The following is a 23,936-nucleotide window of genomic DNA, read 5'->3' on the forward strand; positions in this document are numbered from 1 at the left end:
CGCTTTTTCGCCCGTTGCGCGTCGGTTCGTACATGAGCGACGACGTACAGCGTGCCGCCGCCGCCATCCGCCGCGGCGAGGCGGTCGTCTACCCGACCGAGACGGTCTACGGCATGGGCGCGGACGCGACGAACGCCGACGCGGTCGAACGCGTCTTCGACATCAAGGGCCGCGACCGAGACAACCCGCTCTCCGCCGGCTTCCCCGACGTGGACGCCGCGCTGGAGCTCGTCGAGGTCGACGACCGCGAGGAGGCCTTTATGCGCCGGTTCCTCCCCGGTCCGGTGACGGTCGTCGTGGAGCGACGCGACAGCCTGCCGGACGCGCTCGTCGCCGGGAAAGACCGCATCGGCGTCCGCATCCCCGACCACGAACTCGCGCTCGCCCTCTTTCGCGCGTCCGGGACGCCCGTCACCGCGACCAGCGCCAACCGCTCCGGCACCGGGAGCATCACGCACCCCTCGCAGCTCTCCGACGAGATTCGGGAGGCGGTCGCCGTCGTCCTCGACGGCGGGACGACACCCGGAACCGAGAGCACCGTCGTCGACCCCGGCCGCGGCGTCGTCCACCGCCGCGGCGCGATGGCCGACGACATCGAGGCGTGGTTAGACGAGCACGACGACGACGCGTAACCCGACGGGCGCGACGACGAGGCAACCCTGAGCCACGCGGACGCGACCCGGAGTCACCGCGGACGCCGCCCTCATCGACCGAGTAACGACGACAGCGACCACGTTTTCACGCCGCAGCGCTCCCGATAGGTACAGGACTCGCATTTCGCGGAGTCGCGGAGCCGCGACGGGACGAAATCGAGGTCGCGGGCGACGCGGAGCGCCCGCCGATAGGCCGCCTTGTTCCCGGTCGTGAGCCCGACCGTCCGGACGACGCCGACCGCCGGGTACTCGACCAGCGCCCGCGGCACCGGTGCCTCGCGCTCCCATGCGAGCGCCTTCGCCAGCGCAACGGCCCTGACGCGCTGGGGCTCCCAGACGCCGCGCTCGGGCGGTTCGCCCGGCGAGACGAGCGAGGGAACCGGCACTGGCGGTCGGTCCCCCTCGCCGTCGGGCGCGCCGACGAGTTTGTGCGCGACGCCGCGGCAGTCCTTGCCCGCGAGGAGTTCGTCGCGGGCGACGGGGTCGGTGAGCGCGTCCCAGTCGTCGCGCTCGCGGAGTCGGGTGAGGCGCTCGCGGTACGCCGCGGGCGACACCGAAATCGGCCGCGACGCGAGTTCGTCGTCGGTCGCGTCGAGCAGGTCGGGGTAGTCGAAGGCGAGCGCGCGAACCTCGCGGACCGCGGGCGGCGGCGTTCGGTCGTCGTCGCGGCGGGCGTAGTAGAGCTGTCGCGGGCAGTACGCGGCGCAAGCGAGGTCGGAGGCGGCGACGAGAGCGGACACGGGAGGGCTGGACCCGGTATCGGACAAGAACGTTCGCGCGAGCGCGCCGTGGAGGCGGCGGGTTCCGAACCGGACTCGCGTCGTCTGATTCGCCGCCGTGCGTGAATTAATACGGTCGTGTCCCTTGGCTTACTGACATGGCATCGACCGCCACCGGCTCGTGGCTCCGGATGACGCGGCCCGAACTCGCCGTGTTCGTCTCCGGGGTCACGAGCATGGGTCTGGAGATTCTCGCCGGGCGAATGGTCGCTCCCGAGTTCGGCAGCAGCATCTACACGTGGGGGAGCATCATCGGCGTCTTCCTCGCGGCGCTGAGCCTCGGCTACCACCGGGGCGGACAGCAGGCCGAACAGGCGTCGAACGGCGCGCTCGCCCGCGTCTTCATCGGCACGGCGGCGTACATCGCGGGCGTCATTCTCCTCGGCGACCTGTTCATCCAGTCGACCGCCGGCCTCCCCGTCCCGAGCCGATTCGCGTCGCTCCCCGCCATCACGCTCCTGTTCGGGCCGCCGACCTACTTCCTCGGCTTCATCAGTCCCTACGCGGCGGAACTCTCCGGGCGGACCGACGTGGGGTCGGCCTCGGGGCACGTCTACGCCGTCGGCACCGTCGGGAGCATCATCGGCGCGTTCGCCACCACGTACGTTCTCATCCCGTCCCTGAGCGTCACCAACATCGGACTCGTCTTCGGCCTCGTCTCGGTCGTGACGGCGCTCGCGCTCGTCCGACCCGAAATCGGTCGAGAGGAAGCGGTCTGGAGCGTCGGCATCGCCGCCGTCCTCGTCCTCGCGTCCGCGACCGGGGGCGTCGGTCTCGACTCCCGCGGCAGCACCGTCTACCACACCCAGACTGCCTACCAAGAGCTTCGCGTCGCCGACGCGGGCGGGACGCGGACGCTCTACCTCGACGGCCAGCCCCACAGCGCGATGGACCTCGACGACCCGACGCGGCACGTCTTCGACTACACGTCGTACTTTCACGTCCCCTTCCTGTTGTCCGACGATATCGACCGCGTGCTGTTCGTCGGCGGCGGCGGGTTCACCGGCCCGCGCGTGTTCTTGGAGAAGTACCCGAACGTGACCGTCGACGTGGTCGAACTTGACCCCGAAGTCGTCGACATCGCCGAGGAGTACTTCCGCGTCGAGGAGTCGCCGCGACTCAACGTCCACACGATGGACGGCCGGCAGTATCTCCGGGAGACGAACCGGACGTACGACCTCATCGTCCTCGACGCCTACCAGAAAGACAAGGTCCCGTTCCAGCTGACGACACAGGAGTTCATGCAGCTCACGTCGGACCGCCTCGACGACGACGGCGTCCTGTTCGCCAACGTCATCTCCGCGCCCAGCGGCCCGGCCTCGCAGTTCTACCGCACGGAGTACAAGACGATACAGTCGGTCTACCCGCAGGTGTACAGCTTCCCCACCGCCGGGCGCGTCGTCGTCCAGAACATCGAGGTCGTGGCGACGAAAGACGAGACGCTCGTGACCGCCGAGGAGCTTCAACGTCGGAACCGGAACCGGAATATCGGCATCGACCTCGCGGCCGAACTCACATCGTACCGGAACGACGAACCCACCGACGACGTGCCGCTCCTCACCGACGACCGCGCCCCGGTCGATAGCCTCTTGGACCCGATGGTCGGCCAACGCTACGTCGTCCAGCGGACGAACGAGACCGAACAGCGCGCGGCCGACAGGAACGCCACTCCCCGGAGCGCGGTCGCCGGCACGGCCGTGAGGGCGGCGTAGGCGATGGTTCACGACAGAATCCACGCCAGAGAGCCGACGCACGACCGCGACCGCTGGACCGAGGGCGTCGTCGAGTCGACCGTCGAACGCGACGGCCATTGGGTGGCCCGCGCGCGCCCGGCCGGCAGCGACCGACCGGCTGACGAGACGGTCGAACGTGCGGGCGACGGCTCGGTCGAACTGGTCGTCACCTTCGCGGTCCGCGACCTGTTTCTCCGCCGACTCGATGTCGACGCCGGCGAGTCGCCCGTCGGCTGTCGGTTCTGGTACCGAAAGAAGCGACGGTAACTCCGCGGCCGCGACCGCAAACTCGACCCGACGGCCTGAAACACGGGTCGGCCGGGGGTCGATGCCGGTTAGTTCGTCGTTTCGAGGGCTGTTTGATACATGCGCGGCCCGGCGACGGCGGCCGTTCCGAGCACCATGAGCGAGGCACCGACGCCGAGGCGCTGCCCCGGGGCGACCGCGGACGCGACCACGCCGGTCACGACCGTGAGGCCGGCGAGGAACATGACCCCGCCGAGAACATCGAGCGGCTGGATTGACATCTCAGTCGAGACGTTTCCCGCTCGTTGCAAAAGTCTTCCCGCCGCCGTCTCGTGGTTCTCGTTCCTGCGGCCCTCTCCCGAACACGACATGCGGCACTCACGTATCAGGTCAGAGTCAAAATGGGACCGCCCGGGCTGTCCTTACCTATCAGTAGCCGACTCTCCACTACCTCTATCGGTCGAACTGAGATATTCCTACTCATGACTCATTCAATCCGGAGTTTGTCCAGGTGAGGACGGCGGCGCAGCTCCATCCGTTCGCGCTGGGACGCTTTGTCGTAATGCTGTTCAATAACCTCTTGAGACGCATTCACGCGCTCCGCGGTCACCTCCGCAGGGAACCCGCGATCTCTGTGCCACGTAATCGACCCCGTTCGAATGTGGTGTGGTGATCGAGAAGACGGACACTTGCTACCCTGAGTGTATGACCCCGCGAACTCGCAGGAATCTTTCTCGTACTCGTGCGGGCACGGACCAGCAACACACGGCTGCGTCGCCTGATACATCCACCCCCGAAAGCCGTTCTTCGAGATACGAGTTCCGTGGTGCGTCACGAACAGCGGAGAGCGACCAAAGTCGTCGTGGCCATCCGGCCGGAACTTCTCGATGTAGGTGTTCAGCGACTCGACGACCTCCGGCAAGAGCGAAACCGTACGTTCGCCATTCATCTGATTCTTCAGCGGCGTCTCGGACTCCGGCCGGTGGACGAACTCGACGTACTGCTCATCGGGGTAGTAGTCGCGCAGATCGAGCCCGCGAAGGGCACCGAGACGAGCGCCCGTGTGCCACGCGAGTTCGAGAACCGCGTGGAACCGAGTCCCGCGGACGCTACTGTGTGACCGGTAGTACCGAAGCAATCGAAGCGCGTCGTCGGGAACCAACATCGTGTCTCGCGACCGCTCCGACATCGGGACACTCGGTACGTGGACCTTCTTCGAGAGACCGTCCTCGACCGCCTCGATGCGCTCGAGGTACTCGATGAACCCGAGCAGCGTCTCCATCTCGCCGTGGAGAGTGGGTGAGGCGATACCCTGACCAGCGCGAAAGGCCTCGAACTGCTCGAACGTCCATCCGTTCAGGTCAGAGACGCGCTCGATATTCTGGTCCTCGCACCATTCGACCCAGAGTTTCAGACGGTATCTGTAGGTCTTGATGCTCGACTCCGAGAGTTCCGTCCCTCGACGGTCAAGATAGCGGCGAACGGCCTCGCGGGGCTTGAGTTCTGAGGGTCCGTTCATGGCTCACCCCACCCGTCGAAGACAGACATGGCGCATCGCCAATGCAGGTAGTAGTCGTCGACATCGTTCCGGTCGGCGGTGAACCTGTACTCCGCTTCGACAGAGACGTAGTCTTCAGACGGGTCGACTTCCATCCGACAGACCGCACACGTCGGGTAGTACGTCATCTGCATCCTCCGTCGTGCTCGGGGCAGACCGGAACCATTCGCGGATAATACTCGTCTTCGGTCGAGAGATCGAAGCCGTCGCACTCCGTCGGCTCCAGAACTCGCCCGCAGAAGTGACACTCAACCCACTCGGTCAGCGGATCGATGAACGCAGGACGAGTAGAATCGACTTGCCCGCCGTCGGTCACGAGCTGGCGTTCGGCGCGACGACACTCAGAACAATGACCGTCGTCGTCGAGACCGCGGAGTCTGTCACACGCGCGGCAGGGACGCCTGCACGCGGGGTGACTCATCTGTCGACCTCCAGCGCCGCGCACTTCCGGCAGGCGCTCAGGCGAGTCTCGGCATCGACGCCGACCGCCGGGCGGAGGAGACAGACCTCACACGTGGACTCGTCGCCCTTATCAAACTGTGCTGCATCGGTCGCTATGCGGGTGGTAACACCCGTGGTTTTGGCTTCCGTCATGGCTATTGACGGACCCTTCCTGAGAGCGGTGCTGGACCCACCGCGCTCAGGGCCTACAAAAATCATCTCCAGCCGACGGTGTCTCTCAGGGTTCCGTGAGTCTACCATAACACTAACTGTGCATAAATGCACCGTTAGTTTGAGAACAGATGTTTGGATTGCTAAAGCACGATTCGTCGGCAATAGACCAAACCAGCGTATACGTACACGTAATGAGAAAGTCTGCATCGTGGATGACGATATGGGACGACCGAATCCTCGAGTGGGCACGGGAACACGAGTCGGCGAGCGCCGCCGCGATGAAAGACACCGAATACTTCCAGGTATCTCGTTCGTCGCTCTCACGGCGGCTCTCGAAGCTCAACGAGAAAGGGCTACTCCAGCACCTCGGCAATGGTGTCTACGTCATCACGGCTACCGGCGAAAGCTATCTCGAAGGTGAACTCAGCGCTGAAGAACTGAACGGCGAGAATGGTGAAGAGGGCTCTGCGTCCGCGTGACTCACTCTGAGATGCGGAAGTCAGGTGACTGGATGACGATCTGGGATGACCGGATTCTCGAGTATCTCCTCGAGCACGGCTGGGGGTCTCCGGAGACGATCCATTGGGAAATCGGCCGCGAGACGACGCTTCACCAGATTCGAGAACGATGTCGCGTGCTGTGTCACGCTGGGCTGGCGTCGCCGTTCATCGACGAGCGGAGTGCAGACATGTTCGAGATCACGATCTGGGGGCAGTTGTATCTCGAGGGGAAGGTGAATGCGGGGTTGATTCGACCGCTTCCGAAGCCAAGGCCGCCAGACAAAGTACGACCCAGATATTGGTCACAGATTGCGTGACTGTTCATAAATTATAACATTCACCTATACCAATAGGATAGGAAATGTCTGGAACAAAGTTCTACTTTGCTACCTTTGAGGTAGAGGGTAATTTCGGTTTTGATTACCCGGCGGATATGGAATACGATCGAAAGGTGCGTGAATCGTTGACTGATTTTGTTGAATTGGAGGGTGCTGTTGCCCAAGGAGACTCTGAAGAATGGTACTTTGGACGGCCTGAGTTCGATGCCAACATGATTTATGGGAAATTTGGAAAAGTGTATGCAGATGAACCATTAACCTACGATGATGAAATAGGTGACTTCGTGGAGGGTGATGAACCAAACAAAGAGGCAGACTACTCTCTATTTGCCATTGATCTAGAAAATAATCTCGTCATTTTCAGCTCAACCTATCGCGTTAGACACCGAAACTTCACCAAGTATCTCAAAAAAGGATATGACAGCTTTACAGGTGGTGATGCCTCAATTCATTTAGAGCTTGTTAGAAATAAAGAGGGTGTTGAGACAGTAATTCAAAACTATCCTGTTCACAAAATCCATGCAGAATTAGTCCCATCTAACCCGTCTCCTGATGAAGAATGGGAAGAGTTAGACGAGAGCCTCAGAGAGATGCTAGCCGATAAACTAGGAATTACTGCTGAACAGTACAATGATGGTGGATTAGATTTCTCAGAGAGTTTTCTGTCACAAGTGGCCAGTATGTCACAGTCAAAATATGGTGAATCTTGGGAGATTACCTATAGTGACGATGACGGAGAATTCAAGGTCATTTCATCGGATGACGATCCGGCCTCAAAGGTTATTGATGAAGAGCCGACCACTACTGGCGGTCTGAAAGCGCATATCGAAGGGATACTGAGTTACGGTCTCACGTTCTTAGACTCAGTACCTCACAAAGCATCCTCGGCTAGCTGTTTCTGAAGCCTGAGTTCTGTGGCGGAGCGGTTGGACTGGCGGTTTCGACGAGAGAATTATGGACGGATCGGCGGAGAGCCGTCGCTGTCGGCGGCGGCTGCCGCCGACGCGACAGCGTCGCCACTCCCACCGTTGGCTAGCCCGGTCGGGAGTTACCGGTGGAACCGGTCGTCTGGTGGTCGGTTCGCGGGGACGGCCCGACGCACCGCGAGGGCCGTCCACGCTGCTCGACGGACCATATTGATGAACTCCTTGAACGACCACTCCCAGAGGCGACGCCCCCCACGGCGGGGCGTCGCCACGTACTCCCAGTGCAAATACCGCCAGACGTTCTGTAACAGCAGGCTCACCACGACGTACAACAGCCGTACGACCGGATTTTGTGTCGAGGTCGTCGCGATACTTTGCTCGGAGAGTCGATAGCTTGCCTCGATACCGAAGCGTTTCGCGTAGTGGTATCGAGCGTCCCGTGGTGAGTCGATGAACGGCGCGTCAGCGGCGTAGCCGTGACGCGCCACGCCATGTTCGTCGTACCGTCCGTTCTGGTAGGTACAGTCGATGTAGACGGGAAACTCGACGGTCCAGCTGTGACCGTCGAGTTTCGCTGTCAGACTGTGCTGAATCACGCGACTCCACCCTTCTGAGAGTTCTCGCTTGATCGTCTGTCCCCAGCGGACGATCGGCATGACGTAGGCGTGGTTGTGCGCCTGAAGCAGCGTCAAACACTTGCTGTCGTAGAATTCGCGGTCAAGATAGACGGCCTTGACACCGAGGTCAAGGCCGTCGAGAATACCGAGGAACTCTGCGAGGACACTGCTGGCGGTGTCGCCGTCTTCGAGACGGCGCACCGCCAGCGTGTAGCGTTTGTTCTTCACGCGTGCGTACAGTGTCGCGTACGCGTGAAACGCGGTGGTTCCACGCTTCGCTTGTGAGTGATACAGGCCGTCTGTATCGTCTTCGTCGCCGTAGTAGGGCCGCAGGTGGAGGTCTGCGCAGACCTCCACCTGCTGGGGAAGGACGTTGAGAATGTCCTTCTGGAGGAGCGTGTTCCCGATTTGTTCGAGCGTCTCGAGGTCGAACTTGGTGCGGAGATGGTAGAGAACCGAGTTTTCGTGAGGTGCATCTTCGCTTCTCTTGCAGAGTGTAGAGACCGAGGTCCCGTCGGCGCAGGCGCCGACGAGGACCTCGTAGATGTCTTCAGCATCGAGTTCAGCGTTTTCAGCGAGTGAGAGAGCAACTTCCTCGTCAAGAGAGTTGACGAGGAAGTTAAGGAGCTGGTCCTCGTGGATTTCATCGTCTGTTTGCTGGTTGTTGGACACATCTTCAGCAAGCAGACGTCTCAACTAACCGGCTTTGTGATGTACTGAGACTAATTATGGTCAACCGTGGTACCGTTCAGCGAATACGTAGTTTTGGTCCTATCCGGATTGTCACTTCATTTGAGGTTATCGGGGCAGCTCTACTTACAGCGATTGCTCGGTGTTCTTTTTCAGGTAGTTTTCAACCGGATGGGATGTCTAGTTTTGTAGCTGCAGCAACTGGTATATCTTCATCCCTCATTGCAGTTGTCCTCACGGGAATCGCAATTCTAGTTTCCTTGTCTAGTGAACAGTTCCTATCCTTTCTACGGGAACAAGATATTTATGATAGAATTATGTTCGTGTTTGAATATACCGTCGCACTCGCGATTATAACGTCATTATTGGGGTCAATACTGCAGACTGTAGAATATTCTGAGTACATGTTTTGGATATTTGTATTCTTCTTCATCTATCTACTTCTAAGTACTATGCAAATCGTATCTACTATAATTGAGTATGGGGACAAGATTGGTGAGTTCAGCAAGGCTAATAATTTTGAACCAAATGAAGATCTGAAAAAAGATATGCAAGATCTGATTCAGGAGCATGGTAATTTCGACGAGGACGATAATCAGACACGGAATCGTGGCGAGAACGAAAGTGAGAGTGAGTAAATCACCTCCACTGACTCTCCAAACTCGTCCGATATCGCATCCCCAACACGGACGTATTGCAACAGTCCTTCACAGTCTGAGGCGGATACGCATCGCGAACTTCCTCGAGATTTTCGTAGCTCTCGATCAAGTGCGTGAGCGCCGCGTCGATCACATCACTTCGCGGCGGATCGTCCGACACATCTCGAGCCACGATCTCGCTTGCTTTGTCGAAGAGCAGCTGCCGTTCGTCGGTCAACTTCAGGCTGGTTCGTTTGGTCATTTATGAATCACCGTATGCACCGGGGGTCGATTTGCGTGCATCTCGAGTGAACGAGCCTCGGTTCTTCTTATACTGGGGGTGACCCATGACCGCGACCGTGCCGGCCACTTGGTCGAATCGGCCTGAATCTATGCACGGTACTCGCCGTCGACGGCGGTGAAGGTGCATACATCGAGGATGGCGTATACATTCACGCCTGACCCCATGGGGGCGAGATTGAGAAGGGGTCTGCACGGGGCTACTCGCCGTCCGAACGCTTATCCTCTGAGACCGATTCGAATTCAGTATGGCTAGTGCGACCCGTGATGATAACGGCGAGGAGGGCGTCGAGTTCATCCACGAGGATGACGGCAGTATCACCGCCCGAGACATCGAGACGGGGATCGCATCCTTCGGCGAGACGAAGTCTGAGGCGCTTCGGATGCTCTCGGAGGCGCTTCTGCTGCACGAAGGGGGTGGCGAACCCGTCACGGACGAAGATCTCGAGGAGTTGGGACTCGATACTGACGAGTTCGACGATCGAGAGCTTCCGGACTTCATGCAGTAACGTGGCGCGAACGACCTTCTCCGGCCGGGAAGTCGTGAAGGCGTTAACCCGTCATGACTTCGAACCCGCTGGCCGAACCGGGAGCCACGTTCAGCTGCGGTACGAACATCCAGAGACTGACGAAGTCCGAACGGTAACCGTACCGATGAAGTCAGACATCCCGACCGGAACGCTTCAGTCCATCGCCAAGCAGTCCGGCGCGAAGGATTTCCACTCGTGGTGCGAGTGGATCGAACAGACGCTGTAACCGTCATCGGTGTGGAATCGATTCCGGGAGTTCTGCGATTCCGCCGTCCGTCACATTTCGAACCACGTACACGCCTTCGTCGAGACGCTGTACGTGCATCTGTTTCCCCTCCGGTGCTGTACCGTTCTCGAGAACACCATCCATCTCTAACTCATTTTTATCCAGCGCGATCAGCGGCGTCCCATCGTGATTTCGAAGTTTTCTGAACATCGCTACCGCGGTCGGCCACCCGCCTGTACTTAATCCTTCGGACGGGGTGAGAATCTCAATAGGACCACGCACCAAATCCTCCGGAATTCCTGAATGTTATTGCACAACGGGTAGCCGCCGTCTTCGTATCATGTCCGTAATGGAGTTCGACCCGGAGGACGCCGCGGCGCTCGTCGCGACGTTCATCGGGACGACGGCAATGGCAGGAATCGCATCGTGGTCGCTGTTCGACGTGACGCTCTCAGACGTGGCGTTCCAACTCGCGGGCAACGACGTGACGCTGGCGACGCTCCTCACGTTGGGCGCGCTCGGCGTCACCATCCTCACGAACGACAACGCCGAGTTATCCACCCTGCACCAGCAGGCGAAGGACCTCGACAACTACTACTACTACAGCATCGTCGCCTCGGTCGGCCTGTTGGTCGGCTGGGTCTTCTTCGGTGACGTGAGTTCGTTCGTGCAGTCGCAGGACCTCTGGGGCGTCGGCTACGTCGCTGTGAGTCTCACCGCGCAGATGGCGATCGGGTGGATGCTATGAACCTCGATCTCGACGACCTCGATCTCGAAACGGTTGCAATCATCGGTGCGGGCGTCGGTTCGCTCGATGCCGGACTGTCGGCCGCGACTGACATCACGCTCCTGTCTGATCTCCTCGGTGGAAGCCTCGAAACCGGACTTATCGCTGTCGGCGCGGCTGGTGGTGTCGTGATCGCGGACAAGCTCGGACTCGTTGAGGTGTTCGAGTCGTGAGGCGCGGCCGCGCAACCCTCGCGCTCGTCGGTCTTTTGGTCGCAGCTGTTGCCGCAGTCGCCTTCGTCGGTCTCGGTGCGGCGACCGTGACGACCGACTCGGCCAACTTCACGAGCGTCGGCAACGACTCGCTCGCGAACCAGACCATCGACGTGACGAACGACACGCGGAGTCTCTACGTTGAGTTGGACAACGACACCGCGACTGCCTCCGAACCCGTCGAAGTCGCGGTCTTCGAAGTCGATGCTGACGGTAACGAGACCGAAGTCGACCGCGTGCAGATCTCTGCAGCGGACGGGACAACCGAACTCTACGAGTTCGATGCCCTCGACCCGACGAACGTCTCGACCTACCGCGTCGAAGTGCTCGGGACTGCGTCGGCGATTGACTCGTCTGCCCTCGACGTGGGGACGGTCGCGGCAGTCTCGTCCGGTGGTGGCTTCCTCGGCGGCTCGTCCGGTGGTATCGGAATCGGTGCGATTGCAGTCGTCGGAATCGGCGGCTATCTCGCGCTCAAGGAGGACTGACCCCTGATGCTCCGACTTGCATCGACCTACGCCGCCGTTGGTCTCTCGGTGGCCGCCGCCTACCTCGCCGGGGTCCACGGCGACCACCATGCCGCCGCCATCGTCGCCGCGGTCGCTGTCCTCTTCGTCGCGCTTCGACTCTCGTTCGGTGATGTGCTTCGGCTCGGCGCGCTCGATGCCGACCGGGTCAAGGTCAAGGCTCGACAACTCGGCACGCTCGCCGCCGTCAGCCTCGTCGTGACAACCGTGGCCACGAGTGGCGTTGTTCCTGGTGCGTCGCCGGTTGGTGACGCTTCTGCGGAGTGGGTCGACTGCTCGCTGTCCGACCCGCTACTCGGCGCGGCGTTCAACACCTTGACCGGCACAGACACCGGCTGTCGCTGGGAGTCCGGCGAGCAAATCGACTATGAGAACGTCTCGAAGACTGACGCGTACGCCTCCGCCCTCGGGATTGCTGACGCCTCCGAATCGTACACGACGACGACGAGTAACTTCCTCGAAGACACGCGGTCGGTCGCGTGGTCGAAGGCGAAAATCACCATCGTTAACGAGCTCAACAACGGCTCGACGGTCAGTCAGGCGAAAGTCGCGGCCAATCAGACAGTCGCGGAGTACTACACCGGCGTCCAGCGGAACGTGATTGCTGATTGGAACGCGAAGACGTACACACTCGGGTACCTCCACACGGAAAGCGGACTTGCCCTCACTCCAGACGGTTTCTCGCACATCACAGAGTGGGACAACAAGACGTACACGCTTTCGGATGGGTCGACGCAGACCCTGCGAGCGATGGACTACTCAACGAATGGAGACTACCACGTGGCCCCTGAGACGACTATCATGCCACGCTCGACGGCCGACCCCGGTATCACGACTATGGGGTCCATCCAAGCCGAAGACCCGTCGGACGGATCTACGACTCACGTTCTTAGTGCGGTGGCCTACGCCGAGATTCTCGACAACACCTACAATCAGTCAAATCAGATTCAGGCGAACGTCGACGAGTACGCTGATGATGCGTACGCGCAGTACCAAGCGGGCGACATCAACACGAGCGACCTGCTCGACCCGACAACGATTGCCTCGCAAGCGGCGACTGATTACAACTCGACGGGGTACTACTCGTTTGCCGCTGTGCAACTCGCGTCGCTCGGTGCGTCGGGCGACCTCAACGCCTCGCACACTATCGAGACGGGCGACGGTACGACGCTCAACGGGACGCTCTACTACACAGGCGACGACGCGCCTGCCGGTGGTTGGGTGACTAATGAGACGTACACCGTTTCGAACTTTAGCGGGACGTTCTACGTGGCCGCCCAACAGCAGGACGGAAACGGGAGTATCGTCGACCTCTCGACCTACGAGAATTTCACAATCGTCGACGCGGTCAACACCCGGACAGGTGAGTCGCTGAACGCGACGCAACCCGAGACGTACATCTACGACTCGACGAACGCAAGCGCCCTCGCGGACGAAATTGATCGGCTTCGTGATCTTCGCGCAGAGTACGAGCAGGCCGGCGGTTCCGGTGGCGGCGGTGGAATCGGAATCGGAACTGAGGACCGCCTTATCATCGCCGGTGCGATCGTTGCGCTCATCCTCGTCGCTACCCGGAACTGACCGTTTCGACCACTCTACCAACCTTTCACACTCATGCGCAGAACCATCATCACGCTCGTGATCCTCATCGCAGTCGTATCGCCCGCGCTCGTCGGCACGGTCGCCGCGCAAGAATCGACGAACTCCACGACGACCACCGCGCCGTCGACCACGCCCGAAGCAACTCAGACTATCGAACTCTCTCCGACGACGCGAATCAAATCGTGGTCGTTCTCGAATGGGACGTTCTCGCTCGTCGTCGAGGCTGACATCCCGACACGGATCGCCATCACCGACGCTGGTGAACTCTCTCGGATTCTTTCCGAGGGAGACGGTGCAGCTGCCGGGAAAGCCCGCGTCCGGCGCATGACCTTGACCCCCGGAACGACCGTCGTCAAGTTCCGCGCCGAATCGGTCGGTGACGCGTCGGCAATCACCGTCTCCTCGTCGAACGCAGACGGTATCGTTGCTATCCGCTCCGACGCGATCAAGACTGGAAACCCGCCCGTCGAGTACGGAACGGTCCAGACGCTTCTCGCGTCGACGGCGGTCGCCGCGGCCGGTGGGACCTTCCTGTGGGTTCGCAAGAAGCGCAACGAGAAGCAGCTGGAGGTTGAGCGGGAATGGTGAACGACTGGGTGAAGCTCGGCGCTGTGGGCGCTGTTTTCGCCTACTTCGGCGGGTACCAATTCCCCGAGTGGGCACCACTCGCCGCGTCCGGTCTCGTCATCGCTGGAATCGGTGCGCTGTTCGCGACGGGGAAGATCAACGATCTCCTCCCCGACCCACCGCGGGTGCGTCTCGTGCAGGTGAACGCGAACAGCGACGACCCGCTGGCGTGCTGGTCTCTGTCTCCGGACAAGTTCGCAGAGATGCAGGTCGAGTGGGGCCCGCTGTATCCACACGAGCAGGCTCACGGCGATGTGTACGAGTGCTACGCGTATGATCCGTCCTCGAACGTCGCAGTTGGAACGTGGCGGCGTTCTCTCCCCGGTTCGTCACTCGTGGGGCGACACGATACAGACGACGTTCTCGACGTAGTTGGAGAGCTTCGCGGCGACCTCGAACCGGCGGCCCGGAGAGGACAGGAACTCAGACAGGCGCTTCCGGCGATTGTGAGAAGAGTGAAGCACGATACGATGGAGGCACAGAACGCCGCGCTCGATCCATCGGCACCGATGATCACCGACCAGCCGACGGTCGACGAGATCATCACGTCCGAACTCCCCGAAGAACTCCGACCCGGCCGGCTGCAGAACGGTGACCTCCGTGATCTCCTCGAGGCTGCGGGCGACCAGGACGACAATCGGGGCGACTGGGGCGATGGTCTCGGGATGGTCTTCGACGACGACCTCGCCGATGATGCGCTCGAACCTGTTCCCACCGACCCGCTCGTTAACGATGGTGGTAACCGATGAGCGGACGCAAGCAGGGTGACTCGGCTGTTTACGCAGCTGCACAGGGACGCGAGTTCCTACGGGGTGCTCTCCGTGACAAGAGCAACGAGTACATTCGTGAGTTCGCCGGGATGATCGACGACCCCGACGTGCTCGACTTTCTGAATCGGTACTGCTCGATCTATGAGGAGCGCGGCAAGAACTTTCTCGAGACCCACGTCGGTCGGCACGTCGTCCGGTCGGCCGCAACGTCGATGGCTGACCGCGCGTACCGCGAGGGGAACGTCTCGCAACTGCAGGGCATGGTCGGGCTCACTAACCAGAAGCGGGACGGCTCCGAGGCTATCGTCGAGGCGGCGAAACGACTCGCCGACGAAGGTGCGATCTATCTCGTTCTCGGTCCACCGGGTGCGGGAAAGACTGCATTCGCGCTCGACGTGGCGCGCGTCTTCGGTTCTCTCACCGGCGGCACCGTCCTCGCGAACGTCGCGTGGGACGGTGCAGACCGAGTCACGACATCTTCCGGCTCGATGCTCGACGCGATGGGTTCGACTGATGGACAAGTGCTACAGCTCATCGACGAGGCCGGACAGTCGCTCACCTCTCGAGGAGCTGAGGCAGCGATCACCGACGAGTTCGTGAAATCGCTGAAGTACGTCCGCAAGAAGGAGGACGGCGATACCTACGCGAAGCGCGGCTCGGTTCTGCTCATCGGACACACGAGAAAGGACACCGCCGCCGAGATTCGCCGACTCGCCTCGGGCGCGTTCGTCAAACCGACTCGGAACGACCCCGGCCGCGTTGTCTTCCTCGACTCCGAGGGTGGTGCAGACTCGTTCGAGGAAGCCGCCGAGTTCACGGGCGTCACGGATACGCGTGAGAAGTACGATGAGCACGAGGCGTCGCATTTCTCGGTGACGCTCGACGGCGGTGACGACGACCAGGACGACTCGCCAGACCCGAACCAGATACGATGGGAGTCCGCCGTGGCGACCGTGATCAAAGCGTGCAAGCCGTGGGATGAAGAAAACGGGATGAGCTATCCTGACGCGGCCGAACTCGTCATTTTCGGAGATTCATGGGTTGGGAATCGCGTCCGCGAGTGGAAACGTGGCGATCATCGAGATATCGTAAGCAGTCCGGAAGGTGATTTCGAGTGGCGGCGGTAACTTCCAGCAGTCGCCACCACTATCGACCCCCCGGACGGCGTATAATTACTTATCTACTGATGCGCCGCTGGCTGCCCCCGGTGGTGGTCCGACCCCGACCGAACCGGGATTTTCGACGAAAGTCGCGTTTCGAGCGTCGAATCGAGGCGGTGGGTCCATCCGTTCTAGTTTAACGAAGAATCCAGTTGCTGTCTGTTGATTTGATATCGTCGCAACTACCTGATTGAGAAACCCGGTGGGAAGTATGACCTACAGCCCACCGGATTCGGTCATAGTTGACCGGATTCAAAGAGCGTTTCCCTCTGATGAGTTGCGCGAGCGCGCTCGCGCAACGAATCTCGTCCAACGAGAGCGGAAATTCGACATCGTTGCGCTGTTCTACACACTCTCGTTTGGCTTCGCTGCTGGCTCAGACCGCTCTCTCCAAGCATTTCTCGAACGCTACGTCGAGATGGCTGACTGTGACGAACTCTCCTACGCATCGTTCCACGACTGGTTCGAACCAGGATTCGTTGCACTCCTTCGAGAGATTCTCGATGACGCAATCGAGAATCTCGATACCGGACGAGAAGATTTGAACGGCCGTCTCGAACGCTTTCGAGACGTCCTCATTGCTGACGCAACCATCGTTTCGCTGTACCAGGACGCCGCTGATATCTACACAGCAACCGGCGACCATCAAGCCGAACTGAAACTTCACCTCACCGAATCTCTCTCGACTGGGCTCCCGACACGATTCCGGACAACCGATGGGACGACTCATGAACGGAGTCAGCTACCCACCGGTGAGTGGGTAGCTGACGCCCTCATCTTGCTCGATTTAGGCTTCTACGACTTCTGGTTGTTCGACCGAATCGACCAGAACGGCGGGTGGTTCGTCTCCCGGGTGAAGGACAACGCGAACTTCGAGATCGTCGAAGAACTGCGAACGTGGCGAGGCAACAGCATTCCGCTGGAAGGAGAGTCGCTGCAGGCCGTCCTTGAGGACCTGCAGCGACAGGAAATCGACGTACGCATCACGCTTTCATTCGAGCGCAAACGAGGGTCGGGCGCCAGCGCGACCCGGACGTTCCGACTGGTCGGCCTGCGCAACGAGGAGACCGACGAGTACCATCTGTATCTGACGAATCTGGCGAGAGAGGACTACAGCGCGCCCGATATCGCGCAGCTCTATCGGGCGCGCTGGGAGGTCGAACTGCTGTTCAAGGAGCTGAAGTCGCGGTTCGGCTTGGACGAGATCAAGACGACCGACGGCTACATCATCGAGGCGCTGATCATCATGGCCGCAATTTCGTTGATGATGAGTCGTGTAATCGTGGATGAGTTACGGTCGCTCGAGGCAAGACAGCGAGAGGGCGAAGCCGCCGCAGACGCCGACTCGTCGGCGTCGCGGCTCCCTCGGCGTCGCTGTTCGCTCGCCGTGGAACGCCACGGTCATCTGATCCAGTTGTATCTCATGATCGAGTTGGGCTACGAACTGCCGGATTTGGACGAGCTGTTGCTGTGGGCGTCACGAAATCCAAATCCACACAGAGATCGGTTACGTGAGCAGGTTGAACGAGGTGAGTTCGGCTTTGATCGCTACTAAACTAGAACGCATGGCGGTGGGTCCATCCGTTCTAGTTTAACGAAGAATCCAGTTGCTGTCTGTTGATTTGATATCGTCGCAACTACCTGATTGAGAAACCCGGTGGGAAGTATGACCTACAGCCCACCGGATTCGGTCATAGTTGACCGGATTCAAAGAGCGTTTCCCTCTGATGAGTTGCGCGAGCGCGCTCGCGCAACGAATCTCGTCCAACGAGAGCGGAAATTCGACATCGTTGCGCTGTTCTACACACTCTCGTTTGGCTTCGCTGCTGGCTCAGACCGCTCTCTCCAAGCATTTCTCGAACGCTACGTCGAGATGGCTGACTGTGACGAACTCTCCTACGCATCGTTCCACGACTGGTTCGAACCAGGATTCGTTGCACTCCTTCGAGAGATTCTCGATGACGCAATCGAGAATCTCGATACCGGACGAGAAGATTTGAACGGCCGTCTCGAACGCTTTCGAGACGTCCTCATTGCTGACGCAACCATCGTTTCGCTGTACCAGGACGCCGCTGATATCTACACAGCAACCGGCGACCATCAAGCCGAACTGAAACTTCACCTCACCGAATCTCTCTCGACTGGGCTCCCGACACGATTCCGGACAACCGATGGGACGACTCATGAACGGAGTCAGCTACCCACCGGCGAGTGGGTAGCTGACGCCCTCATTCTCCTTGATTTGGGCTTTTACGACTTCTGGCTGTTCGACCGCATCGACAAGAACGACGGTTGGTTCGTCTCTCGTGTCAAAGACGACGCGAACTTCGAGATTGTCGAAGAACTGCGAACGTGGCGAGGCAACAGCATTCCGCTGGAAGGAGAGTCGCTGCAGGCCGTCCTCGACGACCTGCAGCGACAGGAGATCGACGTCCGCATCACGCTCTCGTTCGAGCGCAAACGAGGGTCGGGCGCCAGCGCGACCCGGACGTTTCGACTGGTCGGACTACGTAACGAGAAGACCGACGAGTATCATCTGTATCTGACGAATCTGGCGAGAGAAAGCTACAGCGCGCCCGATATCGCGCAGCTCTATCGGGCGCGCTGGGAGGTCGAACTGCTGTTCAAGGAGTTGAAGTCGCGGTTCGGCTTGGACGAGATCAAGACGACCGACGGCTACATCATCGAGGCGCTGATCATCATGGCCGCAATTTCGTTGATGATGAGTCGTGTAATCGTGGATGAGTTGCGGTCACTTGAGGCAAGACAGCGAGAGGGCGAAGCCGCCGCAGACGCCGACTCGTCGGCGTCGCGGCTCCCTCGGCGTCGCTGTTCGCTCGCCGTGGAACGCCACGGTCATCTGATCCAACTGTATCTCATGGTTGAGCTGGGCTACGAACTGCCGGATTTGGACGAGCTGTTGCTGTGGGCGTCACGAAATCCAAATCCACACAGAGATCGGTTACGTGAGCAGGTTGAACGAGGTGAGTTCGGCTTTGATCGCTACTAAACTAGAACGCATGGCGGTGGGTCAAAGAAAATGAATCGCTCGCGGAAAGCAGCACGCTACGGTCGGCTCGCGGAAGAAGCGGCGCGGCGAATCTATGACCTCGACGCCGACCACGCGAGTTGGCACGACGCCCACACGTCGGACGGTAGGCCCGTCGAGACGAAAGCGGCGATGCTGAACCGTGCTGATGGGACAGAGGGCCGATTTCGGATTTTCGAGGACTACCACGAGAGACTGGTGCGGCACGATGGCCTGTACGTCTTCATACCCTACCGCGCCCGTGGACGCGGTATACAGGTCGTGGACGCCCGTTCGGTGGAAGCATCGAAACTACGGTTCAAATTCTACGGCGCTGGTGGGCACCGAGAGTCACAGCAAGTGAAAATCCATCCGCGTCGGGTCTTTGGTTAGTCAGGGTCTGTTGAACTGTTCAAAATATATCTGAAGTTGTGTGTGGTTGGAAATTATATTCACAAAACACCTGAAAGGAAGACATGATATGACTAAAATTAAAATCGAGACACACTTTCAAGGCGAGGCCCATCTTCGATACTAATTACAAATTGAGTTATGGACGCAGACTTTACTATTATCCCAATCGTTGAAAATCCAGTTGTTAACAAAGGCGAAACCGTTCGGATACAATTATTCGTCTCTGGCTCTGGTTCACACTCAAAGCACAAGTTATACATCAATTATTCGTATGAAAATTTACTTGACACAAGTGAACCGAAAAATGGGAGTATTGGCTTCTTCAAGATGCCAATCACTACGGACAGTGGCGGAATTAATATCTCAAGTCAAGAATTGCCTCCTAACGCAAGCTATTTTTATGAACCCTCTCGGTTCGGAACCGCAACTGGAAAAATGACTGGTGAAACACCTGATGGTCAGGTTCCAGTAAGAGTATCGGAGGCAACTGCCGACGGTTATCCACCAATGTGGGTTGAGTTAAATATCTCCTCTGAAGCCACTCCCGGCGACTATGGCATTCCAATAACGTTTACGCACTATGATGAATCAACGGTCGCTGTAACCAAAGAAACCCCGACATTCCACGTGAACACGTGGGCAGAAAAACACAGAACCAAAATTGAATTGGTTGGTGTCATCGCTGCCTTAATTGCCTTTTTCGCGTTTCTAATTCAAGCACTAGATGTGATTGGTTGGATTTAATCTTCCTATCCCACTCATCCCCCGGTTCAGTGAAGCTCTCGTGAACTATTTCACATACGTCAATCATCTTCTCTCCTGAATGGTTATTGACTGGTGCTGACTTGATGGAAATTCTGCTATCCCATCGGAGCGTGAATCAATTATGGGACGCAAGAGACCGAGCTGTATTCCGTGCGCTAGAGCACGTGGTGCTGACTGGTCCGAGTGCGAAAGAAGCCGAGTTATGGGCGTCACAGCCCGGATGCCGCTCCTGGCGGCATCCGGGAAAGCCCGCATAGGTGAATTTCTGATTCACGCACCGCCGTCCTATCCCGGAGGAACGAACCATGTACCTCGGAATCGACCTACACAAACGATACGCACAGGTGGCAGTAATGGACCTCGAGGGCGAGATTGTCGAAGAGGTTCGCGTCAAAAACGCGAACCTCGACGACCTCGCTCAGCGATACGCTGGCTCTCGTGCAGTAATCGAGGCGACCAGCAATTACTACCACGTCTACGATACTCTCGCGGAGTACTTGGACGTAACCGTCGCTCATCCAGGCAAACTGACGCTCATCGCTCGGTCAGACAAGAAAACCGACCGCGTCGACGCGAAAGAACTCGCGCGGCTGCTCCGGCTGAACTCTGTTCCGCAGAGTTACGTTCCTACCGACGAGATTCGGGAAGCCCGCGCACTCGTGCGCGGGCGACAGACCTTGGTCGAAGATCGGACCAAGTTCGCCAACAAAATCCACGGCTTGCTCGCCGATAACGGCATCACTCAGACGGTAAAACCGCTGAGTGTCGAGGGACGAGAGTTCCTCCGGGAACTCTCGCTCCCGTCTCCGTGGGACAGTCTCTTGGACTCGTATCTCGACGTGGTCGAGACGCTAACCGAGCAGATGACTCAGTTGGAAGCGGCGATTGAGGAGCGCGCTGGGTCTCTGAAGGAGACCCAGCTGCTGATGACCATCCCCGGTGTCAGTTACTACTCCGCGTTGCTGGTCTACGCTGAACTGGGTGAGATCGATCGGTTCGACGGCCACAAAGAGGTCGTGAGTTACATGGGACTGAACCCGACGATCCGCGAGTCCGGTGACTCGCGGATCGAGGGTGGTATCTCGAAACGCGGCTCAGGACGAGTTCGCTGGATCTTGGTTCAGAGTGCGTACTCAGCCGTGTACACGTGTAAAGACGCGTATCTAAGCACGTTCTTCCACCGGTTGAATCGTCGAATGAACTCGAAAAAAGCGATCGTCGCGACGGCACGAAAACTGCTCGTCTCGATGTACTACATGCTCGTCCGAGAGGAAGTCTACGATCCACCGGGGGTGAGCGCCTGAAGAAGGGAATCTGAGGAACGCCGGACCGGCGTTCCTCAGTGGCCGGATGAGGCCAGCGTAAGCGACAGCTCTAGCAAGACTCGTTCCGACCGCCTACCGGTTGTGGAGGTCTCAATCACCACGTTGTCTAGTGGTTTCTCGTCGTTGAGGGACTAGAGAAGCTAGATCGTGCGAACAACTTTATCGCCAGCGGTGGTTAGTTGAGCCAGCAGAATTTCCATAGGTGAATACACGGCCTGGGTTCAGTACAACTTCGACAACCTATCACCACCTGATGGTTTTCAACAGCCCAAATTTTTCGCGCGGTCCAAGGGACCGGCGCGTCCGCGGTTCTGCGTGCGTAGCTGTGCGGTGTATTTTGGTCAGGTGGCGTTAGCCACACATGCTAAGCGACGCGCGGCCACCCCCCGGCCGCCGAGTCTCGGCGAAGGCTATGAAGTCGAGAAGCAACGAGTGAATCTTTCGAAGGAATGTGTCTCGAAAGCAGTTGTCGACAACTGATTCCGGACTCAAAAGGCCGAAAATAAGATTCGTTGGTAGTGATGCCTCTCGCTGGACCACGCGCTACGTGTCGTCGCGGTCCTCCGTGGGCTGTGGAAGGCCCGCTTTCCACGCTTCCCAATCCACGCTCTCGACCTTCTCCCGAACCGAGCGTACGTCGAGATTGGTGATGTTGCCCGTGGTGAGCTGAAGGTCGGAAAGGATCGTCGTGTGCTCACCTCCGAGGTGGTCATGGTAGGTTACGGTCACTCGGCGTAGCGATGTCCACCGGTCGCGGGCTGCACGCTTGATGTCGCGGAGCATGTCGGTTCGGTTCTCCCAGTCAGTCGGCCGATACTCGACATGAATCTCGTCGCGTCGGCAGTCATGCTCGACGACGCGAGCGGCGTACCGATTCTTTATCTCGGACCACTCCGACCGACGACGGCCCGCAGCCGCGTCAGCGGCGGTCATCACGGCGTCTTCCATCGCGGTCTCGAAGTTCTCCGCAGCGGCGCGGACGCGAGAGAGAAGCATGTTTTGCATGTGCTTACTCCCGATTTCGAGTTTCCCCGCGGCGTCGGCCACGATGCCTTCGCACCTGTTGACGTACCGCCGAACGGTGCGGTAGCTCCACCCGGTTCGCTCGGCGAGTTCTTCGCGCGTCGGCGTGCCGCCGTCTTCGATGAGACTGCGAGTGAAATCCCTGTCAGATGTCTTCATGTCGCCCCAGATTCGCATCACGACGTGTTCCTGCTCGTCCTCGATTTCTGGCAGCGGACAGTCAACGAGACGGCGAGAGCGGCGCGTCTCGCTCTCCGCGTCGAAGTGTACGTCTGACTCAAACACCTCGTCGTCGGCGCGAGTGGTCAGTCCTGCCCAACTGAGGTAGTTCAGTAGCGTCTCGTCGAGTTCACGCAGCGCGTCGTCGAGGTCGGACCAGTAGACCGTCTCGTCGGTGATGCTGGTCTGAAGTGAGACTTCGACTTTCGGATTGTAGAGCGGGTGGTCCTCGTCGAACTGCTCGGGATTCAGCGGGTAGTAGTGTTTGGCCTCCTTCCCGAGTCGGTGGCCCCTGATAATGTCGCCAGCGCGTTCGTCGGTGATGTGTGTCGAGACGTAGTAGCCGGGGATTTTCCGGTGGTCCTCCTTGTGCATCCGGTAGCCCGACATACCGCTGGTCATCACCGAGTGAGTTCGGGCGATTGGTCCATCCGGGGCGTAGATAGCTCCCGAGTGTTCACGCGAGAGGCGGACGTAGACGGCGAGGTCCTGAACGTTGCTCATCTCGTGTGGCGTCTGGAAGTATCGACGACTCACACCGAAGGCTTCCATCGCGGTCTGAACGAGGTCGTGGTAGAGGTGGTGGTCGATGTTCGACGCCTGAATCTGCACGTCTAGGTAGGGGCCTCCAAGATTCGGGATTCCTCGGACGGGCTTCCCGTCCTTGGTCATGTCCGGCCACCGAGGGCGAATCGTCATCGTGCCGCCCGTCGTCCGGGCAGACTGGTCGGCGGGCTCGTCGTCGTAGAGCGAATCATCCGCGACGAAGTAGATACGGAACAACGGGACCGTCTGAAGCTGGTAGTCCTCGTGGTCGCGAGGGTCGATGGGTTGCACGTCATAGTCGTAGGCGAGGTGCCACGTCTGGTTCCGCCAACTGACCTTTCGAGTAGGCTTCCCGGTGGTCTGCCAGCCGTCGTAATCCTTCCTGACGCTATCGAGCGCGAAGTACGGCTTCAGTCCGTACTCGTCAAAAATCAGATGAACGTCGCCCTCGTGCGGCTGCGGGTCGATGAACGGGGCGGCCGTCATCGGTGGCCTCCAGCGACGTGAGCGGGTTCGGTCACCGCTGGTCACCTCTCACGAGGTCGTGGCCGCAGTAGTCACAGCGGAACAGCGTCTTCGATT

At 59.4% G+C, this 23,936-nt stretch carries 28 protein-coding genes; 19 read left to right on the top strand and 9 right to left on the bottom strand.

Features of this window, described 5'->3' with window-relative positions; genetic code table 11:
• Window positions 1-32: 32 nt before the first annotated feature.
• On the top strand, window positions 33-632 hold the full coding sequence (locus tag HVO_RS05930) for an L-threonylcarbamoyladenylate synthase (RefSeq protein ID WP_013035374.1): 600 nt from the start codon (window positions 33-35) through the stop codon (window positions 630-632).
• Window positions 633-703: 71 nt separating this feature from the next.
• Here HVO_RS05930 and HVO_RS05935 read toward each other — a convergent pair whose 3' ends face one another.
• Complete coding sequence (locus HVO_RS05935; RefSeq protein WP_004045370.1) at window positions 704-1,393, bottom strand: CRISPR-associated protein Cas4; 690 nt, start codon at window positions 1,391-1,393, stop codon at window positions 704-706.
• Between the two features lie 137 nt (window positions 1,394-1,530).
• On the opposite strand from HVO_RS05935, the gene HVO_RS05940 reads away from it, so the two are divergent.
• Together HVO_RS05940 and HVO_RS05945 are read left to right on the top strand one after the other, a co-directional pair.
• Window positions 1,531-3,144: a spermidine synthase gene (locus tag HVO_RS05940; RefSeq protein WP_004045371.1), complete on the top strand. Its 1,614-nt coding sequence runs from the start codon at window positions 1,531-1,533 to the stop codon at window positions 3,142-3,144.
• Window positions 3,145-3,147: 3 nt separating this feature from the next.
• A complete protein-coding gene (locus HVO_RS05945; RefSeq protein WP_004045372.1) occupies window positions 3,148-3,432 on the top strand; it encodes a DUF7861 family protein in 285 nt (94 codons plus the stop codon).
• A 68-nt stretch (window positions 3,433-3,500) separates the two neighbouring features.
• On the opposite strand, the gene HVO_RS05950 is transcribed toward HVO_RS05945, so the two are convergent.
• The 4 genes from HVO_RS05950 to HVO_RS05960 all read right to left on the bottom strand — a co-directional run bounded on the left by HVO_RS05950 (window position 3,501) and on the right by HVO_RS05960 (window position 5,671).
• Window positions 3,501-3,692 carry a hypothetical protein gene (locus HVO_RS05950; RefSeq protein ID WP_004045373.1) on the bottom strand — a complete coding sequence of 64 codons (192 nt, stop codon included), beginning with the start codon at window positions 3,690-3,692 and terminating at the stop codon, window positions 3,501-3,503.
• 206 nt (window positions 3,693-3,898) lie between these two features.
• Complete coding sequence (locus tag HVO_RS05955; protein ID WP_004045374.1) at window positions 3,899-4,930, bottom strand: tyrosine-type recombinase/integrase; 1,032 nt, start codon at window positions 4,928-4,930, stop codon at window positions 3,899-3,901.
• Window positions 4,927-5,097, bottom strand: coding sequence for a hypothetical protein (locus tag HVO_RS20820; RefSeq protein ID WP_162471309.1), 171 nt, complete (start codon window positions 5,095-5,097; stop codon window positions 4,927-4,929). The genes HVO_RS05955 and HVO_RS20820 overlap by 4 nt, the downstream gene beginning before the upstream one ends.
• A 289-nt stretch (window positions 5,098-5,386) precedes the next feature.
• Entirely contained in the window at window positions 5,387-5,671 is a 285-nt protein-coding gene (locus tag HVO_RS05960) for a hypothetical protein (RefSeq protein ID WP_236995478.1), read from the bottom strand.
• Window positions 5,672-5,775: 104 nt separating this feature from the next.
• On the opposite strand from HVO_RS05960, the gene HVO_RS05965 reads away from it, so the two are divergent.
• Together HVO_RS05965 and HVO_RS20100 are read left to right on the top strand one after the other, a co-directional pair.
• Window positions 5,776-6,063 (top strand): hypothetical protein, encoded by a 288-nt coding sequence (locus tag HVO_RS05965; RefSeq protein ID WP_013035412.1) that lies wholly within the window; start codon window positions 5,776-5,778, stop codon window positions 6,061-6,063.
• Between the two features lie 382 nt (window positions 6,064-6,445).
• A complete protein-coding gene (locus HVO_RS20100; protein WP_236995479.1) occupies window positions 6,446-7,324 on the top strand; it encodes a hypothetical protein in 879 nt (292 codons plus the stop codon).
• Between the two features lie 146 nt (window positions 7,325-7,470).
• Here the strand turns inward: HVO_RS20100 and HVO_RS05975 are convergent, their stop codons facing one another.
• Complete coding sequence (locus HVO_RS05975; protein ID WP_013035611.1) at window positions 7,471-8,637, bottom strand: ISH3-like element ISH51 family transposase; 1,167 nt, start codon at window positions 8,635-8,637, stop codon at window positions 7,471-7,473.
• A gap of 657 nt (window positions 8,638-9,294) precedes the next feature.
• Window positions 9,295-9,555 carry a DUF7386 family protein gene (locus HVO_RS05985; RefSeq protein ID WP_004045386.1) on the bottom strand — a complete coding sequence of 87 codons (261 nt, stop codon included), beginning with the start codon at window positions 9,553-9,555 and terminating at the stop codon, window positions 9,295-9,297.
• Window positions 9,556-9,841: 286 nt separating this feature from the next.
• Here HVO_RS05985 and HVO_RS05990 point away from each other — a divergent pair, with 286 nt between their 5' ends.
• Both HVO_RS05990 and HVO_RS05995 read left to right on the top strand, forming a co-directional pair.
• A complete protein-coding gene (locus tag HVO_RS05990; RefSeq protein ID WP_004045389.1) occupies window positions 9,842-10,102 on the top strand; it encodes a type II toxin-antitoxin system HicB family antitoxin in 261 nt (86 codons plus the stop codon).
• 1 nt (window position 10,103) lies between these two features.
• Complete coding sequence (locus tag HVO_RS05995) at window positions 10,104-10,349, top strand: type II toxin-antitoxin system HicA family toxin (protein WP_013035318.1); 246 nt, start codon at window positions 10,104-10,106, stop codon at window positions 10,347-10,349.
• Between the two features lie 3 nt (window positions 10,350-10,352).
• On the opposite strand, the gene HVO_RS20105 is transcribed toward HVO_RS05995, so the two are convergent.
• On the bottom strand, window positions 10,353-10,559 hold the full coding sequence (locus HVO_RS20105) for a hypothetical protein (protein ID WP_013035468.1): 207 nt from the start codon (window positions 10,557-10,559) through the stop codon (window positions 10,353-10,355).
• A gap of 139 nt (window positions 10,560-10,698) precedes the next feature.
• Here HVO_RS20105 and HVO_RS06000 point away from each other — a divergent pair, with 139 nt between their 5' ends.
• The 12 genes from HVO_RS06000 (at window position 10,699) to HVO_RS06050 (ending at window position 21,545) form a co-directional block, all read left to right on the top strand.
• Window positions 10,699-11,097: a hypothetical protein gene (locus tag HVO_RS06000; RefSeq protein WP_004045393.1), complete on the top strand. Its 399-nt coding sequence runs from the start codon at window positions 10,699-10,701 to the stop codon at window positions 11,095-11,097.
• A complete protein-coding gene (locus tag HVO_RS06005; protein WP_004045395.1) occupies window positions 11,094-11,309 on the top strand; it encodes a hypothetical protein in 216 nt (71 codons plus the stop codon). Before HVO_RS06000 ends, HVO_RS06005 begins: the two co-directional genes overlap by 4 nt.
• Window positions 11,306-11,836, top strand: coding sequence for a hypothetical protein (locus HVO_RS06010; RefSeq protein WP_004045398.1), 531 nt, complete (start codon window positions 11,306-11,308; stop codon window positions 11,834-11,836). Before HVO_RS06005 ends, HVO_RS06010 begins: the two co-directional genes overlap by 4 nt.
• 6 nt (window positions 11,837-11,842) lie before the next feature.
• The gene (locus HVO_RS06015; protein WP_004045401.1) at window positions 11,843-13,456 is read left to right on the top strand and encodes a hypothetical protein; all 1,614 of its coding nucleotides are present in this window, start codon (window positions 11,843-11,845) and stop codon (window positions 13,454-13,456) included.
• 33 nt (window positions 13,457-13,489) lie between these two features.
• Window positions 13,490-14,065 carry a hypothetical protein gene (locus tag HVO_RS06020; protein ID WP_004045403.1) on the top strand — a complete coding sequence of 192 codons (576 nt, stop codon included), beginning with the start codon at window positions 13,490-13,492 and terminating at the stop codon, window positions 14,063-14,065.
• Window positions 14,059-14,853 carry a hypothetical protein gene (locus tag HVO_RS06025; protein ID WP_004045404.1) on the top strand — a complete coding sequence of 265 codons (795 nt, stop codon included), beginning with the start codon at window positions 14,059-14,061 and terminating at the stop codon, window positions 14,851-14,853. Before HVO_RS06020 ends, HVO_RS06025 begins: the two co-directional genes overlap by 7 nt.
• Window positions 14,850-16,001, top strand: coding sequence for an ATP-binding protein (locus tag HVO_RS06030; RefSeq protein WP_013035542.1), 1,152 nt, complete (start codon window positions 14,850-14,852; stop codon window positions 15,999-16,001). The genes HVO_RS06025 and HVO_RS06030 overlap by 4 nt, the downstream gene beginning before the upstream one ends.
• A gap of 235 nt (window positions 16,002-16,236) precedes the next feature.
• A complete protein-coding gene (locus HVO_RS06035) occupies window positions 16,237-17,589 on the top strand; it encodes an IS4-like element ISHvo11 family transposase (protein WP_013035249.1) in 1,353 nt (450 codons plus the stop codon).
• A 102-nt stretch (window positions 17,590-17,691) separates the two neighbouring features.
• Window positions 17,692-19,044 carry an IS4 family transposase gene (locus tag HVO_RS06040; RefSeq protein WP_013035080.1) on the top strand — a complete coding sequence of 451 codons (1,353 nt, stop codon included), beginning with the start codon at window positions 17,692-17,694 and terminating at the stop codon, window positions 19,042-19,044.
• Between the two features lie 30 nt (window positions 19,045-19,074).
• Window positions 19,075-19,455 (top strand): hypothetical protein, encoded by a 381-nt coding sequence (locus tag HVO_RS06045; RefSeq protein WP_004045411.1) that lies wholly within the window; start codon window positions 19,075-19,077, stop codon window positions 19,453-19,455.
• A 159-nt stretch (window positions 19,456-19,614) separates the two neighbouring features.
• Window positions 19,615-20,220 carry a hypothetical protein gene (locus tag HVO_RS20525; RefSeq protein WP_144064035.1) on the top strand — a complete coding sequence of 202 codons (606 nt, stop codon included), beginning with the start codon at window positions 19,615-19,617 and terminating at the stop codon, window positions 20,218-20,220.
• A 326-nt stretch (window positions 20,221-20,546) separates the two neighbouring features.
• Window positions 20,547-21,545 carry an IS110-like element ISHvo9 family transposase gene (locus HVO_RS06050; RefSeq protein WP_013035031.1) on the top strand — a complete coding sequence of 333 codons (999 nt, stop codon included), beginning with the start codon at window positions 20,547-20,549 and terminating at the stop codon, window positions 21,543-21,545.
• 564 nt (window positions 21,546-22,109) lie between these two features.
• Here the strand turns inward: HVO_RS06050 and HVO_RS06055 are convergent.
• The gene (locus HVO_RS06055) at window positions 22,110-23,840 is read right to left on the bottom strand and encodes a winged helix-turn-helix domain-containing protein (protein ID WP_004044642.1); all 1,731 of its coding nucleotides are present in this window, start codon (window positions 23,838-23,840) and stop codon (window positions 22,110-22,112) included.
• Between the last annotated feature and the right edge of the window lie 96 nt (window positions 23,841-23,936).

It is taken from the genome of Haloferax volcanii DS2, assembly GCF_000025685.1.
GTDB classification, from domain to species: Archaea; Halobacteriota; Halobacteria; order Halobacteriales; family Haloferacaceae; genus Haloferax; species Haloferax volcanii.

Excerpts from the sequence above, each read along its gene's own strand:
- HVO_RS05930 (WP_013035374.1), top strand. The coding sequence starts at position 33 with ATGAGCGACGACGTACAGCGTGCCGCCGCCGCCATCCGCCGCGGCGAG.
- HVO_RS05940 (WP_004045371.1), top strand. The coding sequence starts at position 1,531 with ATGGCATCGACCGCCACCGGCTCGTGGCTCCGGATGACGCGGCCCGAA.
- HVO_RS05945 (WP_004045372.1), top strand. The coding sequence starts at position 3,148 with ATGGTTCACGACAGAATCCACGCCAGAGAGCCGACGCACGACCGCGAC.
- HVO_RS05950 (WP_004045373.1), bottom strand. The coding sequence starts at position 3,692 with ATGTCAATCCAGCCGCTCGATGTTCTCGGCGGGGTCATGTTCCTCGCC.
- HVO_RS05955 (WP_004045374.1), bottom strand. The coding sequence starts at position 4,930 with ATGAACGGACCCTCAGAACTCAAGCCCCGCGAGGCCGTTCGCCGCTAT.
- HVO_RS20820 (WP_162471309.1), bottom strand. The coding sequence starts at position 5,097 with ATGACGTACTACCCGACGTGTGCGGTCTGTCGGATGGAAGTCGACCCG.
- HVO_RS05960 (WP_236995478.1), bottom strand. The coding sequence starts at position 5,671 with ATGGTAGACTCACGGAACCCTGAGAGACACCGTCGGCTGGAGATGATT.
- HVO_RS05965 (WP_013035412.1), top strand. The coding sequence starts at position 5,776 with ATGAGAAAGTCTGCATCGTGGATGACGATATGGGACGACCGAATCCTC.
- HVO_RS20100 (WP_236995479.1), top strand. The coding sequence starts at position 6,446 with ATGTCTGGAACAAAGTTCTACTTTGCTACCTTTGAGGTAGAGGGTAAT.
- HVO_RS05985 (WP_004045386.1), bottom strand. The coding sequence starts at position 9,555 with ATGACCAAACGAACCAGCCTGAAGTTGACCGACGAACGGCAGCTGCTC.
- HVO_RS05990 (WP_004045389.1), top strand. The coding sequence starts at position 9,842 with ATGGCTAGTGCGACCCGTGATGATAACGGCGAGGAGGGCGTCGAGTTC.
- HVO_RS20105 (WP_013035468.1), bottom strand. The coding sequence starts at position 10,559 with ATGTTCAGAAAACTTCGAAATCACGATGGGACGCCGCTGATCGCGCTG.
- HVO_RS06000 (WP_004045393.1), top strand. The coding sequence starts at position 10,699 with ATGGAGTTCGACCCGGAGGACGCCGCGGCGCTCGTCGCGACGTTCATC.
- HVO_RS06005 (WP_004045395.1), top strand. The coding sequence starts at position 11,094 with ATGAACCTCGATCTCGACGACCTCGATCTCGAAACGGTTGCAATCATC.
- HVO_RS06015 (WP_004045401.1), top strand. The coding sequence starts at position 11,843 with ATGCTCCGACTTGCATCGACCTACGCCGCCGTTGGTCTCTCGGTGGCC.
- HVO_RS06020 (WP_004045403.1), top strand. The coding sequence starts at position 13,490 with ATGCGCAGAACCATCATCACGCTCGTGATCCTCATCGCAGTCGTATCG.
- HVO_RS06025 (WP_004045404.1), top strand. The coding sequence starts at position 14,059 with ATGGTGAACGACTGGGTGAAGCTCGGCGCTGTGGGCGCTGTTTTCGCC.
- HVO_RS06030 (WP_013035542.1), top strand. The coding sequence starts at position 14,850 with ATGAGCGGACGCAAGCAGGGTGACTCGGCTGTTTACGCAGCTGCACAG.
- HVO_RS06045 (WP_004045411.1), top strand. The coding sequence starts at position 19,075 with ATGAATCGCTCGCGGAAAGCAGCACGCTACGGTCGGCTCGCGGAAGAA.
- HVO_RS20525 (WP_144064035.1), top strand. The coding sequence starts at position 19,615 with ATGGACGCAGACTTTACTATTATCCCAATCGTTGAAAATCCAGTTGTT.
- HVO_RS06050 (WP_013035031.1), top strand. The coding sequence starts at position 20,547 with ATGTACCTCGGAATCGACCTACACAAACGATACGCACAGGTGGCAGTA.
- HVO_RS06055 (WP_004044642.1), bottom strand. The coding sequence starts at position 23,840 with ATGACGGCCGCCCCGTTCATCGACCCGCAGCCGCACGAGGGCGACGTT.